Source organism: Methanolobus psychrotolerans, assembly GCF_002243045.1.
Taxonomy (GTDB): domain Archaea; phylum Halobacteriota; class Methanosarcinia; order Methanosarcinales; family Methanosarcinaceae; genus Methanolobus; species Methanolobus psychrotolerans.
In genome coordinates, this window is record NZ_MBKP01000023.1 from 1 (window position 1) to 13,713 (window position 13,713).

A 13,713-nucleotide genomic window follows, 5' to 3' on the forward strand; every position below is an offset into this window, starting at 1 on the left:
AAATATCGAGCAGGATCAATTGTCATACTATCACCAGATAAACAGTACGCCCAAGGTATTCCTTGGGGCAGTCAACCTTTGCACCGTTCCCGAATTTGCTTACCTTACGAATTAGAAAGCCTTCAACGTTGTCAATTTCAAGATGGTTTTGAGGTTGCAGTTCTACTTTTTTCATAGTATATATTATGTATATACTAAAAAGATATAATAATATGGGTTAAATGCAGACATACTCTAGAATATGTGGAAGTGATTCGGAGATACTGATACTAAAGTAACAATTAAATAGCATCCATAATCTCATTTATATTGGTATGCAACTTGTGCGTACAGATAGTTTTTCATAACGTTTGGGTAAAGACAAAAAGAAGGTGATCCGAGTGGAAAGAGTGGAAAAGAACAAAGAGAATCTCATGAAATGCATCTGTTTGAAGAAATGTCCAAGCTATACTTTTGCCTGCAAGGTGAAATCGATGCCATCCAATACAGCGGAGCTCCTTAAAGGGGCATTCAAAGGGGACCTTTCAAAAACAGATCACATAGAGGGAGTGTTCTGTGCCTTTGGGAAAAGCAACTGCATCACAGATGAGAAAGGATGTGTATGTCCTGAATGTGCAGTGTACAAAGAGAACAACCTTACAAAGGTGTATTACTGCCTGGATGAGGGTGGCAGGTAAACAGATGTTCTAAACAACGAACATCTTTTCTTTTTCAAAAATTCTGATCAAGAGGATCTAAACCTCAATGATAAGCAAGAAATTAACGATTTACATGATGTGATCATAGTGTTCAGGTGGTAATATGGGAACAGCTGACCGTAACGAACCACACAAAGGGAATACTGCTCCTGAAAGTATATCAGACAAAATGCAGGAGATACTGAACAGTATGGCCGGGGTAAGATATGCCAATCATGCTGTCCTGGCAGTTGAAAGTATGGCCGGGTCCTTTCACTGGTCCGGTGCAACAGGGATAGCACATCCCGATGGCACACCCATGAGAACAAACACTCCTTTCTGGATAGCCAGTGTCACTAAACTGTACATAGCATCAGCGGTACTCAAACTGCATGAGCAGGGACGCCTTAGTATCTACGAGAGAATGAACTCATATTTGCCCTGGAGTCTGATAGAAGGACTCAACAGGACAAAAGACGGCATGGACCACAGCGATAAGATAACCCTTTTGCATTTGTTAAACCACTCCTCAGGCATTCCTGACTATCTTGAGATTCACCGAAAAGGTGAGAAACGCCTGTGGGACGGCATTCTTGAAGATGGCGATCGCTCATGGTCCATCGAAGACACCATGCAGCTTGTCAGGAATGTGAACCGGCCTCTCTTCCAGCCCCAGCCAATGGATGCGACAAAATGGAAGTCACGCTATTCTGACACTAACTTCCAGTTGCTTATTGCGATAATTCAAAATGTTACCGGCAAGCCTCTTCAGGAGGTCTTTGATGAGATGTTCTACAGACCCCTCAATCTGGAAAATACCTATCTTCCCTCGAAATCAGCTTACAAAAACTTTCCGGCAGCCGCTACTATCTGGTATAAAAGCCAGATCCTGGACATCCCATACGCCCTGGAATCTGCCCGGGATCTGATAAGCACAGCAGATGAACTTATAATTTTTATGAGGGCACTTATCAGGGGAGAGATATTTGATGACCCAGTCACTGCTGAGCTAATGCAAAGTAACTGGAACAGGTTTGGCTTCCAGTTGAGCCCCGTTGCTCCCGGATGGCCTATTGAATATGGTCTCGGGATGATGCGATTTAAACCCCCTCCGCTGTTCTCCCTCATCCAGCCTTTCCCAGAGCTTTATGGGCACACAGGAGTTTCCAGTGCATGTTTATTCTACTGTCCGGAGACAGACATGATAATAACAGGTACAGTAAGCCAGCTCAGTGCGGTAGCGGTACCATTTAAAATTGTTCCAAAGATAGCAGGCTTTCTCTCCAGGGAGCTTAAGACTTGACTATAAGGGCTCAGGGGACAGCGCAATCCTATGAATTTACAGGTTGTCCGACAATTCTATTTCATCGAAAAAACAGAGAAGAAGAATGCCTATAAAGCCTTTAAATCAGAAAAAAAGGAATTATCTGATTACTGATAGTAATTGTTGGACAATCTGTTAAGTTGTGGGAGTAGTCAGAGATCTTCTGATAAGAACATTAATATTGCAGCTAGTGTAAAGGCTATTTGTACTGGCAGCAATCCTACAATGACTCTAATCTTTGAGGATATGAGGAGAACACGATGTTAGAGAATGCACCTTCAGAGCACATTGATCCCCGTGCCTTAAAAGCCTGGTTCATCACTGGTATTCTGGAAGGTTTTGTTCTTCTTTTGATTCCTATCTCTTATTTAGTGCTGGACAGATACTTCTGGGACTTGCCTGTCATTTGGGGCAGGGTAGGAATTGCAGTCGTTGCCATCTACGTTATATGGGAAGCATTAATAGCACCACAGCTGAGGATGCGATTCTGGCGTTATGAAATAAGAGAAAATGAGATAGACATACAGCGCGGCATTTTCATAATAAGGCGAACCCTCATCCCCATGGGTAGGGTCCAGCACGTAGACACAGAATATGGTCCTGTCATGCGATATTTCGGACTAGCGACATTAAGGGTATCAACTGCTGCTACTGACCATAGCATCCCGGCCTTATCAAAGGAAAAAGCATCAGAACTTATGGGAGAGATAGCATCTCTGGCTAGAGTGAGTGATGAAGATGTCTGACCAAAAACGCCAGCATCCTGTGATGATTATTCTGGAAACTATAAGATTATTAAAGTATGGACTTCCTCCGCTGTTCTTTTTCGCACTGGCAATGCGCGAGGAGATACGCAGTATAGATATCATTCCTTATTTATGGGGGCTATCCGTCCTTGTAATTGCCTTTTTTTTATATTCAGCATCACAGTGGTATGTTTATACCTATCGATATGAAAATGGATATCTGTACATCAAGAGGGGGCTGATATTTAAAAAAGGACGTTCTATCAAAAGAGAGCGGGTCCAGACAGTAAATATACGCACTGATCTGCTGCGCCGTCTCTTGGGGGTGGCCACCATCCAGATAGAAACTGCCGGGGGCGGTGTCGAGTCTGAGATAGTTCTTAGTGCTGTGAAATTAGAAGAGACGCATAGGATAAAATCATATTTAGAGACCTCTGGCCCTCATGCGGATCATGAAAAGTATGGAGACGGATCAGGGACGGAATATGAAAAAAGAGCCACTTATGTTGTCTCATCATGGGATCTGTTCTTAGCAGGGGCAACCTCAGGCAGGATCATGTTATTATTCTCCCTGATAGCCACAGTATTTTCCCAGTTCTACCCCTATATTCCAGAAAACGTCATGACATTTCTAACCGAACAAATAATACCTGCAAGTGATGCAGACATCATACCTCTGTTGATGGTACTATTATTGCTACTGTTCCTGTCCTGGATATTGTCTATCCTGATCTTTATGATACTATATGCTGATTTCACCGTCATTAGCCAGAATGATTATCTGCAGGTCTCATGGGGCCTGATCGAGCAAAAAGAATTTACCTTGAAGAAAAACAGAGTTCAGGCATTATCAGTGCAGGAGGGATTGCTACGTCAGCCCTTTGGGTTGTGTGCACTTACATTAGAAGTTGCCGGAGGAGGGGTCAAAGACCAGGGCTATATTGCCATCATCTGTCCCATACTTCGGAAAAGCAGACTGGATACATTCCTGAAACAGATATTACCTGAATACAGGATGCCCGGGTCTATGGTCTATCTTCCTCTAAGATCGCGCAAACGTTATCTATTCCGTTCATTGGCCCTTGTTTTAATATTTGTCTTACTTCTCCAGACAGTGCCCTATGGGTGGCTTGGGTTCTTACTTTTACCTCCTGCCTTCTTAATGGGGCTGTCGCGTTACAGAACAGGAGGAACAGATATCAATGATAAACAGTTGACTTTACGCTTTCGCAACATAAATCGTTACCATGTACTTATGATGCAAGACCATGTCCAATCCCTGGAAATGAGCTCAAACCTGTTCCAGCGCAGGTCTAATCTAAGTACAATAAAGGCTTCTGTATTATCATCTCCATCAGGAAAGAGCTTTAAAGTCGTGGATGCTGATAAGAGGGAGATAAGAAAGATATGGAAGTGGTTTTCCCGGTCTTAATGATACTCTCATGTCATTACTTGTAGAACATATCATCTTTAAGCGGCACGTCGAAGATCAATGTTTCTGAAGACTTTTAATTTCCCGGCCATTAAGAAATATCTCTCCAAGCTTACTTTTTTGAATAATGAGGTTCTTGCTGCTTTTTTCTGTTTCAATGAATCCCCAGTTCTTTAATTTTTTAATGTGATGGCTAAGGCGAGATCTTTCATTACCAAAATCAGCTGTGCCTTTTTCAAGTTCTGGTTTTAATCTGGAGATCAGCACATCTACTGATTCAACACCGTCCCCGAGTTCTTCAAGTATACTGATCTGTTCTTTTGCAAGCTCTTTTATGGGGAACAGGGGGATATCAAGGATGCCTTTAAGTTGGTATTTATCATTGCCAGTGGGTTCGGGAATATCGCTATAGATCGGTACATTGCTTACAAGTGAAACGATATATGCTGAAATGCCGATATTCCTCAGGCCTCCGGAGATATTTATCTTAACAGTATTTCCATTCCTTACTTCTTCCTCTATGATGTCCAGCATCTGCAGTGCAGAGTCCAGGACATTCTCGCGTTCAACTACTCTCTCCTCTATCTCAAATCCTTTGAAAGCGTCCTTGATACCGTTAATAGCAGTCAGTACCTTTTGGCTATTGTCGTCTCCCTGATGTTTTAAAATGATTATTTTGTGAACCGGAAATTGCCTGAGGCTGGCTATGAGCTTGTCCGGTGAAAAACCAACCGGCACAAAATGTGTGAATTTCCTTGCTTTCTCCATGATTGAACATCATATTTAATTGTGTATAAATGTTTTTATTAAAATTATTAACATTAATTAAACATAATATTTAAGTATATGTAATGCAATAATAATTAATGGCAATACACAGTCAGCAGAAGCTCTCCGAAAAAAGGCACTGCGGACAGGGGATAGCCATAAGAAGGTGAAACCATGGATAAAAAAGAGCTTGCACGTCTTAGCACAGAAGTTTTCCCGCTATTTGAAGCGGAGCCCGCAGTTGTCAGGGTCGATCATGATCCGGTGATCATAGTTGGAGACCTGCACGGCAACCTTGAAGCCCTGGAGTTCATACTGGAAACGGGCGCATCTCTTGATTGCAGTGCATTTGTTTTTCTTGGAGACTATGTTGACCGGGGGAAGCACTCGATCGAGGTCCTTTGCCGTTTGTTCAAGCTGAAAGTTGACCGTCCCGGGAACATTGTCCTGCTTCGGGGTAATCATGAGACCGCAGAGATCAATGAGGTATATGGCTTCTATGAAGACCTGGGCAGAGATGATGAGGTGTTCTCCCAAGTAAATGAGACATTCGACAGGATGCCGATAGCAGCAGTTGTTAACCACTCCATGTTCTGTGTGCATGGAGGTATAGGAGAGCCGATAAGCCTGGATATGATCACTAAAGATGATCGGTTTGACTATCTATGGAACGATCCATGCGAGGATAATGGTCTGCGGTCTTCTTTCCAGAGGTGGGGCACCCGGGAGTTTGGTTCCGATATTTGTGAGGAGTTCCTGAGGATGAACAACCTTGAGAGGATCGTAAGGGCACATTCTGCACTTGATGATGGGTATAGATGGTGGTTTGGTGGAAAGCTGCTATCTATATTCTCGGTGCCGGAGTATTTAGGTCCGGAGAGTAGGGGAGCTTTTGGACTTCTTAAGAACGGGCTCTTAGAAATATTCGTTTTCGGGCGTGAGAGAAAGGGCTCATATTCCATCATGGGATCTGAAAAAAGCAGTCTCTCAGGGGTTCTGTGCAGTGGTCCCTGAGATGATAGATCTTGCAGAGCCCCGGTGTTCAAGACCAAAAAAACAAATAGTAAATTAGGTTAAACAATTAAACATAATGTTTAAGTATAAGCAAAACATTCACATGTTTGCCTGTGCAGGTTGGTGGTACGCTGGTGCCGGGCAGGAGTGGAAATGGTGGTACTCAGGCTGATAACCTGCACCCTCTGTCCACTCCTTTTAAAAAGGATATGAAATGAGGGCTCATATGGGAAATATAATACAAGAGATGCTTAACGGACTTCGGCTCGACAAAATAAAGACATTCAGGAATATGGCTATCGTGCCATTGTTCTTCGAGGCAGGCAAGGGCATGGATTACATCACTCTCAGAGAAGGGCTTGAGTCAGGCACTTTGTCAGTCAATGAGACAAGTGTGCATGGTTCTGTCCCGGAGCTTACCGCTGTTAACACAGGGCACCTGCCAGTACTGATACTTGACGGGGAAGAACTTGCAGGAGCAAAACAGAACCGTGCTGTGAATACATCCATTTTGATCCCGGCACTTTCAAAGGTGAACATACCCGTGAGCTGCACCGAGCAGGGGCGCTGGAGCTACCAGACAAAGACCTTCAAAGATTCTGATCTGATAATGTCGCACAGGACAAGAAGCAACAGAAATATGTCGGTCACCATGAACCTGGTGAATGAAGGCAGTTTCCATTCAGATCAGGGGCAGGTATGGGAGAACATCCGGACAGAGGCCTCTATGGCAAATGCATCATCTTCCACGGGAGCCATGTCCCATACCTTTGAGCACCTCCGGCCAAAACTCGAGGACTACATAACGGCTTTCCCTGCGGTGGAAGGTCAGAACGGCTTCGTGGTTCTCATCAATGGCAGGCCCGTGGGTATGGAGATGATATCGAGTCCGGACAAGTATTCATTGCTGCATGCAAAACTTATCAGGTCCTATGCAACCGAAGCGGTCTACAGGGAAGGAGATGGCAGCAGCGCAGAGGCAGAGCAGGCAGCGAAGTTCATAAAAGAGGCTTCACTGTGTACTTTTGAGAGCTATCCCTCCGTGGGGCTCGGGGAAGACTACAGGATAATCGGGAACGGAATGGTCGGATCTGCCCTGGTGGCCGATGGAACAGTAGTGCACTGCGCGCTCTTCAGAAGAGAAACTGCTGAAAGCAGGCGTTCTAAGATGCCGGACGGTATGCTGGATTCCAGAAGGAGACGGGAGTCCTGTCTTGGCAGGCGCATGATGAGTCAGGATGCAGAGTGCTAAAGATCAGGATCCTTTGTGCTCCTTGAATTTCATTTTTTGAACAACAAGCTTACAGAAGTACAGAACCAGGAAATAGCAAAATGGGTACCTTTCCGGTCATGGTCTTTGTCAGGGAAGGCTGTCCTTACTGTTCAAGGCTCATGGAAGAACTGGCAAGGAAAAGATGCGGGTTTTGTGCTTTGAATATAGACAATAAGGCAAATATGGCTTATCTGTCCCGCCTGAACATGCTGGTCAAAGCAGCGCCGCTTATCCAGACACCGAACAATTTCTATGTGCTCCATGATTTCTTCGAGGCTTACGCACTCGGCAGTTTCAATGAAGCGCTGCTTGACATGATAATGCAGGACATGGAGTTCATGCGCAACTGATTATTGCTGATGCTGTAAGGTATGCGGTTCTATGGTAATAATTTAGATCAGAACCACAAACACAACACTGTTTTGGAGAAATTACCGTAAACAAAGGGTACATCTTTTTATCGTATATTACTTCGGGAAGTTCTTGGATTACGTTTCCATCCTGTATCTCTTTTGCCAGTGACTTATTGAGAGGAATGTTTCCTTTAGTCATACATATAATAATTATTTGCTTTATATTCTAATTTATCTGTACTGTATGCTGATCAATACAAATAAAGAAGAAAGGATAAGGGGGTAAAACAGAAAATAATAAAAAGTCTCTGCATTATGCTTTTCTTAAGGTTACCCAAAAAATACTTCCTTGACCGGCAGGGTTATCTTCAACACCGACACGACCGCCGTGCAGATCAACGATTCTTTTGACAATAGCAAGACCAAGTCCTATGCCTTTAACACCACCTTTACCAACACGTTTGAACCGATTGAAAACCTGTAGCTTATTTTCATCCGATATACCTTCTCCAAAATCGGTTACTTCTACTTTCCATTCGTCACCTGCATCAATAATGTTTATTATAATTCTACTTTCTTTTGGACTGTACTTGATAGCATTGGATAACAGATTTGAAAAAACATCTTCAATTACCTTGTTTACTTTTGAAATATATATCCCCTTTATAGCAAAATCAAGTATCATTTGTTTTTCTTCAAGCTGTGGTTTGAAATTTCCTACTACTTCTTTAATAATCAATCCAATGTCCATCTTTTTAAATTCAAGTTCTTCAATACTTTCCATCTTTGAAAACTTGGCTGCAGATTCAAGTATATCTATCAATTTTTTGTTGTTACGTTCAATTGTTTTGATTGCTTGAATTTTTTCCTCATCTTTTTCTATATCAAGTAGAAAATCAACGAATCCTTTAACAACGCTTGCAGGATTTAAGAGGTCATGACGCATGATGTCTGTAAATAGATTTTTTAGTTCATTTGAATACTTAAGTTCATTTATATATTTTTTAATGTTTTCCTCTGCTAGTTTACGATCAGTAATATCCCGACCTATGCAAAGTATTGCCTTTTTCCCACGGAAATCAATAATTCGACTGCTCAACTCGGTTGGAATGGTGGAGCCATCCTTTCTAACATGAACTGTCTCGAAAATGGCATGTCCCTTTTCAGATATCTCCTTATTTAATTCTGAAATCCTTTTTACATATTCAGCATTATTTATGTCAACGGTGTTCATCTGCAACAGTTCATTTCTATTATATCCTAAACGTTTACAAGCAATCTCATTAACTTCCAAAAAAAATCCATTTAGATCATGCATAAAGATTGCATCATTAGTATTATTAAATAAGGATTTGAACTTGTTTTCAGATTCTTGCAAAGCCAGTTCTGTCTGCTTGTGTTTAATAACCTCCTGTTGAAGTTGTTTATTAGCTATTGTAAACTCATTGGTGCGTTTTTCTACTAATTCTTCAAGATGCTTTCGGTATTGAATTAAATCCTCTTCAGCCTGTCTTCTCTCTATAATTCTCCCTACCCTCTCAGCAATAGAATTTATCAGTTTCATTTCTTCTTTCAGGAAAGGTCCCTCATCAATTTCAGGCTTGTCTTCTAAGTAAAATACCTCTAAAATACCAACTTGCTTTCCATGAACATGAATCTTGCTGGTCTGTTTCCAAGTAGTTTCCCGGAAATTTTTCGTTTGAAATGATTTATCATCGAGGGCAATTCTTGCACATGTGATTTCAGGAAATTGCCAGGCAGAAGGAATAACATCCACTATTTTTTTAAATGTATCAGTCAATGATGAATTTTTTTCAATAATTCTTGAGATCCCATAAAGACAATTCAATTCTTTTACTCTTTTTTCGAGATCATGGGTTCGCTTTCTGATTTCATTTTTTATTTGCTCGCACTCAATTGTATCTTTTATAATATCAGTCCCCCACTATACAATGATCATTTGTTGTTATTTATGAATTGCAATATTAAATATATCACCGTCTTTTAGAGAAAGTCCATCATACGTGTGATATTTTAGACTATTTAGGAGCCGTTCAATAACAATTCATTTAAGGAGTTCTGACTGTGTGGTGATCCTCAAGATTTAAAGATTAAGTAGGGGATTTGCAGAGTCTAGTTATCACTAATATTCTAAATAAGCGTAAAACCTATATAAATTATGCATTATTATGCATAATATGGTACGTCCGAGAAAAAGAAGAATGGTTAATTTTGAACATAATATCAGATACTTTAAACCATCAGGAACTTGTTTGAATGAACTGGATGAAATCAATATAACCATCGATGAACTGGAATCTTTACGATTAAGTTACATTGAAAATATGAAACAGGACGATGCTGCTGATAAGATGCATGTGCATCAGTCAACCTATCAAAGAACGCTACAAAGAACACTGCAAAAAATAGCGGATGCGTTGGTGAATGGAAAATCAATTCGAGTAGAAGGAGGAGACTATACTATGCCAGGAAAAGATGGAACAGGACCCATGGGTAAAGGCCCAGGTGGAAGACATAATCGAGGAAGAGAACAAAAAAGAGGACGTTTCAGTGAGAGTGTGGAAACTGGATCCAACGGGCCTGGACAAAACTGCAAATGCTCAGGCTGTGGTTATGAACAGCCACACACTCCTGGTGTTCCATGTGGTCAGATCAAATGTCCCAAATGTGGTCAAACCATGGTAAGGAATTAATCAGGCTTTGAGTTTCAAGGGAGCTATCATTATGGAATACCAAAAATCAAACAATTGTGAAATAGAAGTATCTATGGATGATGAAATTAAAAGAAGGATATCACAACATCCTTGCTATTCTAAAGATGCACAACATAAATATGGAAGAATCCATCTTGCAGTAGCTCCTAAATGTAATATCCAATGTAATTATTGTGATCGTAAGTTTGACTGCGTGAATGAAAGCAGGCCAGGTGTGACAAGTCAGGTTCTAACGCCTCAAGAGGCACTTGAGAAGACAAAACAGGTTTTAATAGAGTATCCTTTTATCAAGGTAATAGGCATTGCAGGTCCAGGTGATCCTCTTGCAAACGACGAGACGTTCGATGCACTGGAACTCATCAGGAAAGAGTTTCCAGATGTTACATTCTGCCTGAGTACTAATGGACTTGCATTACCTGAGAAGATGCCTGATCTGTTGAATGTAGGGATCAATACATTGACAGTAACAATGAATGCAATTGATCCGGAAATTGAAGCTCAGCTGATAGATTATGTTACTTACAAAGGAAAGGTCTATCGCGGAGTAGAAGCGGCTGAGATCCTAATAAGTAACCAGTTGGAAGGTATCAGACTTGCAGTAGAAGCTGGCATTGTTCTCAAGGTCAATACGGTGCTAGTTCCAGGCATTAATGATCAGCATATTTTAGAGGTTGCAACGAGGATCAGTGAACTTGGTGTTTATATCATGAATGTAATGCCACTTATCTGTCAAGCAAAGTTTGTGGATATGGTGCCACCAACACCAGCAGAACGTAAAGCTGTACAGGATCTGTGTGAACCTTATGTTCTACAGATGAGGCATTGTCGGCAATGCAGGTCCGATGCTTTTGGTCTTATTGGACAGGATATGTCACAGATGAGTGAAGAACGTAGAAACAGCCTGAAATATAAATACAAAGGAAGATGAATAAAAATGAAAATACGGTTCTGTAGAGAGCTGAGATATGTAGAATAATATCTAGAAACTAAATCAGACAATTATTTATCAAAGAACCTATAACTTTGATCATAGGATTTTCTGTAAAAAAGAAAAGTAGGAGTAAAATCATGGTAGCAATTATAAATAGAGAACTATGCACTGGATGCGGTCAATGTGTTGAAACCTGTCCGGTAGAAGCCATTTCACTGGACAATGAAGACATTGCAATTGTTGATTCAGAATTGTGTGTGGACTGCGGTCAATGTGTAGATGTTTGCCCCGTTGAAGCAATTTCATTGGATTGAAAACCTTTGTTGACTCTGTAGAAACAATTGTGCACAATTATTCATAGTGTTCTCTAAGATACATGTATAATTTGTCTGATATTTTGATAGTTTTTCTACAGAGCCCAAAACCTATTGTTGCTAAATACAATTTTTCATTATCTTAGTTTAGTAATAATTTTTAGAAATTTAACTTCCAAAGACATATCATAGTAAAAACTAATTTTACTAGTATTGAACAGTGGATACTTTGAAAATCAGAAGGTACCAGAAAATGAAATCAAAAGAAGAATCCGATGGACAGGTTTGTATGAAGCTATGCGCGGGTTCCACAGCCAATGATATGGAGCACATGGCAATGGCAGTACATTCTCTTTGTGGTATTCCAACAACTATTCGAAGTATTAATTGCAAGGGAATTCGTATTGAAAAGGGAAAGGTTGTAGATAGGGAGTACACCGGTCCAATCCTTGAAGAGGTCATAAGAACAGACAGGATCATCAGAGGGAGACCTACGGAAGGTGTGTATAAAGGAAAGTGTGTTGTAGTCGCTCCAATCAGAGCCAATACTGGTGAACTTGTTGGTGCAATAGGTATTGTCGACATTGTGGCATCCCTCGACATTTATTCAATATTCACGGACTATCCGGAGATAGTAGATGAAGTAGAAGGAGAAAGAAAAAAACAAAAAGCAGACCTGCTGAATGAAATTAAAGAAGCACGAAAAAAGATAGGATAAGGAAACTGTGGAAAATCTGCTATCCATGGTGTGAAGTTTGTATTACTGACATGCATACCTATTCTGTGTCCATTTAGTAAGAGCTTTTTTATTAGAAATCCTTGGCAGCGCATTATTTTGTTAAAAAGGTCTTTATGCATTCCAAAATGATCCATAACTGTGACTCTTACCTGAAAAATTAACTGAGCAAGCTCTTCTTTACGTTCAAGCCTTGCCTTTAAAATATATGCATCCAGAACAGGTATCACTCATGCACTGAAATCAGAATGATTATTTTATATAAGTATAATATACTTTTTATGAGAACAACTTACATATCGTCATTCTCTATGAGTTCAGAAAGTTGGGATCGACCACAAACAAAGCCCCGCATGTTTTGCAATAGTATGATTTTCTTCCAGAAGGGAGGCGGATAAGATTAGGATGATTGTATTCACATCTTGCAAAGAGTTTGTCATCCTCTATTTCTACGGTTGCTATCCATGTCATTTGTGTTGCGCAATTCTGTGTTCTTCAGTAAAAACAGTACGCTTTGACATTATATATATTGAGTGATGCGTAATAGGTATCTTGTAGTTTCTCACAACAAAAAGCGAATAAGGCTCCATAGAACTACTATCAAAATCATCTGGACGAAAAAGACAAGATGTAGCAATATCACACTATAATTTTAAAAGAATATTTATGAGATTCTGCTAGTTCTTATACTTTGTTACTAAAATTCATGAATTAAGAGACTTTTTATTATTTTCTAATCCCCCTTCAAATCCGGCCAAACCCTCTTAAAAATCTCTCCTTTAACTTATATTCCGCAGATGTCCTCGAATTTTGCCAATTATCTGGATTGCAATTATTTATCAATTAATCGTAGCATAGTTAGATTAATAAGTAGCATTTATTAACATCTATTTGATATAAGTATGCGTAAATCTACGCTAAAGGAAAATATCCGTTTTTCTCTAGACATCTGCGGAAAGTCGGCTTTAAATAATTCACTGTCTTAATACACTCTTTTGCATTCTTATTTTAAAAAATAAGAGTTAAATAGTTGTTATTTACAGATAGTTACCACTACTACAAAAGTATAAACACAGTTTCATAGGAGGATCATCCATATTTGTTTCGTGCTATCTCGAGTGGAAATTTACCTTTACGGATTCCTGTATTGAACCTCCTCTGGTTCATGAATGTAAACACATTATTAAAAAAGTTAGCCAGTCCACTGGTTGTTTTAAAAGACCTTGCTTGATAAATAAAACTGTCAATATATGAAAAAAGCTGTTCCATGACATTGTTTGTTTCTGGAACAAGTCCTGCCTCTAGTATTTTTCGATTTTTGGCGTAAATGCCAGACACATACATAACAACTTTCATTGAAGCTTTAGATATTGTCTTTGTCTTTGTCTTTGAAGCTTCAATCATTTTATG

15 protein-coding genes and 1 pseudogene are annotated in these 13,713 nt (G+C 40.2%); 11 read left to right on the top strand and 5 right to left on the bottom strand.

Features of this window, described 5'->3' with window-relative positions; genetic code table 11:
- Positions 1 to 22 precede the first annotated feature (22 nt).
- Positions 23 to 175, bottom strand: a complete 153-nt coding sequence (locus BB781_RS09145) for a DUF2080 family transposase-associated protein (RefSeq protein ID WP_094228196.1) — start codon at positions 173 to 175, stop codon at positions 23 to 25.
- Between the two features lie 205 nt (positions 176 to 380).
- Between BB781_RS09145 and BB781_RS09150 the strand changes: the two genes are divergently transcribed.
- The 4 genes from BB781_RS09150 to BB781_RS09165 all read left to right on the top strand — a co-directional run bounded on the left by BB781_RS09150 (position 381) and on the right by BB781_RS09165 (position 4,179).
- Positions 381 to 677 (top strand): DUF2769 domain-containing protein, encoded by a 297-nt coding sequence (locus tag BB781_RS09150; protein WP_094228208.1) that lies wholly within the window; start codon positions 381 to 383, stop codon positions 675 to 677.
- A gap of 124 nt (positions 678 to 801) precedes the next feature.
- Positions 802 to 1,980 (top strand): serine hydrolase domain-containing protein, encoded by a 1,179-nt coding sequence (locus BB781_RS09155; protein ID WP_094228197.1) that lies wholly within the window; start codon positions 802 to 804, stop codon positions 1,978 to 1,980.
- Positions 1,981 to 2,261: 281 nt separating this feature from the next.
- Positions 2,262 to 2,747 carry a PH domain-containing protein gene (locus BB781_RS09160; protein ID WP_094228198.1) on the top strand — a complete coding sequence of 162 codons (486 nt, stop codon included), beginning with the start codon at positions 2,262 to 2,264 and terminating at the stop codon, positions 2,745 to 2,747.
- Positions 2,740 to 4,179, top strand: coding sequence for a PH domain-containing protein (locus tag BB781_RS09165; RefSeq protein WP_094228199.1), 1,440 nt, complete (start codon positions 2,740 to 2,742; stop codon positions 4,177 to 4,179). The genes BB781_RS09160 and BB781_RS09165 overlap by 8 nt, the downstream gene beginning before the upstream one ends.
- 57 nt (positions 4,180 to 4,236) lie before the next feature.
- Here the strand turns inward: BB781_RS09165 and BB781_RS09170 are convergent, their stop codons facing one another.
- Positions 4,237 to 4,947 (bottom strand): HFX_2341 family transcriptional regulator domain-containing protein, encoded by a 711-nt coding sequence (locus BB781_RS09170; protein WP_094228200.1) that lies wholly within the window; start codon positions 4,945 to 4,947, stop codon positions 4,237 to 4,239.
- A gap of 174 nt (positions 4,948 to 5,121) precedes the next feature.
- Between BB781_RS09170 and BB781_RS09175 the strand changes: the two genes are divergently transcribed.
- The 3 genes from BB781_RS09175 (at position 5,122) to BB781_RS09185 (ending at position 7,584) form a co-directional block, all read left to right on the top strand.
- The gene (locus BB781_RS09175) at positions 5,122 to 5,961 is read left to right on the top strand and encodes a metallophosphoesterase (RefSeq protein WP_094228201.1); all 840 of its coding nucleotides are present in this window, start codon (positions 5,122 to 5,124) and stop codon (positions 5,959 to 5,961) included.
- Between the two features lie 226 nt (positions 5,962 to 6,187).
- Positions 6,188 to 7,213 (top strand): ARPP-1 family domain-containing protein, encoded by a 1,026-nt coding sequence (locus tag BB781_RS09180; protein WP_129582673.1) that lies wholly within the window; start codon positions 6,188 to 6,190, stop codon positions 7,211 to 7,213.
- 80 nt (positions 7,214 to 7,293) lie between these two features.
- Entirely contained in the window at positions 7,294 to 7,584 is a 291-nt protein-coding gene (locus tag BB781_RS09185) for a glutaredoxin domain-containing protein (protein WP_094228203.1), read from the top strand.
- Here the strand turns inward: BB781_RS09185 and BB781_RS15350 are convergent.
- Both BB781_RS15350 and BB781_RS09190 read right to left on the bottom strand, forming a co-directional pair.
- Positions 7,571 to 7,786 (bottom strand): hypothetical protein, encoded by a 216-nt coding sequence (locus BB781_RS15350; protein ID WP_129582674.1) that lies wholly within the window; start codon positions 7,784 to 7,786, stop codon positions 7,571 to 7,573. The genes BB781_RS09185 and BB781_RS15350 overlap by 14 nt on opposite strands.
- A gap of 114 nt (positions 7,787 to 7,900) precedes the next feature.
- Positions 7,901 to 9,388 carry a sensor histidine kinase gene (locus BB781_RS09190; protein WP_129582675.1) on the bottom strand — a complete coding sequence of 496 codons (1,488 nt, stop codon included), beginning with the start codon at positions 9,386 to 9,388 and terminating at the stop codon, positions 7,901 to 7,903.
- 397 nt (positions 9,389 to 9,785) lie between these two features.
- Here BB781_RS09190 and BB781_RS09195 point away from each other — a divergent pair, with 397 nt between their 5' ends.
- The 4 genes from BB781_RS09195 to BB781_RS09210 all read left to right on the top strand — a co-directional run bounded on the left by BB781_RS09195 (position 9,786) and on the right by BB781_RS09210 (position 12,285).
- Complete coding sequence (locus BB781_RS09195; protein WP_094228209.1) at positions 9,786 to 10,301, top strand: DUF134 domain-containing protein; 516 nt, start codon at positions 9,786 to 9,788, stop codon at positions 10,299 to 10,301.
- A 31-nt stretch (positions 10,302 to 10,332) separates the two neighbouring features.
- The gene (gene nifB, locus BB781_RS09200) at positions 10,333 to 11,250 is read left to right on the top strand and encodes a nitrogenase cofactor biosynthesis protein NifB (protein WP_094228205.1); all 918 of its coding nucleotides are present in this window, start codon (positions 10,333 to 10,335) and stop codon (positions 11,248 to 11,250) included.
- A gap of 140 nt (positions 11,251 to 11,390) precedes the next feature.
- Positions 11,391 to 11,567, top strand: a complete 177-nt coding sequence (locus tag BB781_RS09205) for a 4Fe-4S binding protein (RefSeq protein ID WP_094228206.1) — start codon at positions 11,391 to 11,393, stop codon at positions 11,565 to 11,567.
- A gap of 253 nt (positions 11,568 to 11,820) precedes the next feature.
- The gene (locus BB781_RS09210; RefSeq protein WP_094228210.1) at positions 11,821 to 12,285 is read left to right on the top strand and encodes a DUF2111 domain-containing protein; all 465 of its coding nucleotides are present in this window, start codon (positions 11,821 to 11,823) and stop codon (positions 12,283 to 12,285) included.
- Between the two features lie 1,107 nt (positions 12,286 to 13,392).
- On the opposite strand, the pseudogene BB781_RS15725 reads toward BB781_RS09210, so the two are convergent.
- Positions 13,393 to 13,713: pseudogene (locus BB781_RS15725) on the bottom strand (hypothetical protein); the annotation flags it as partial.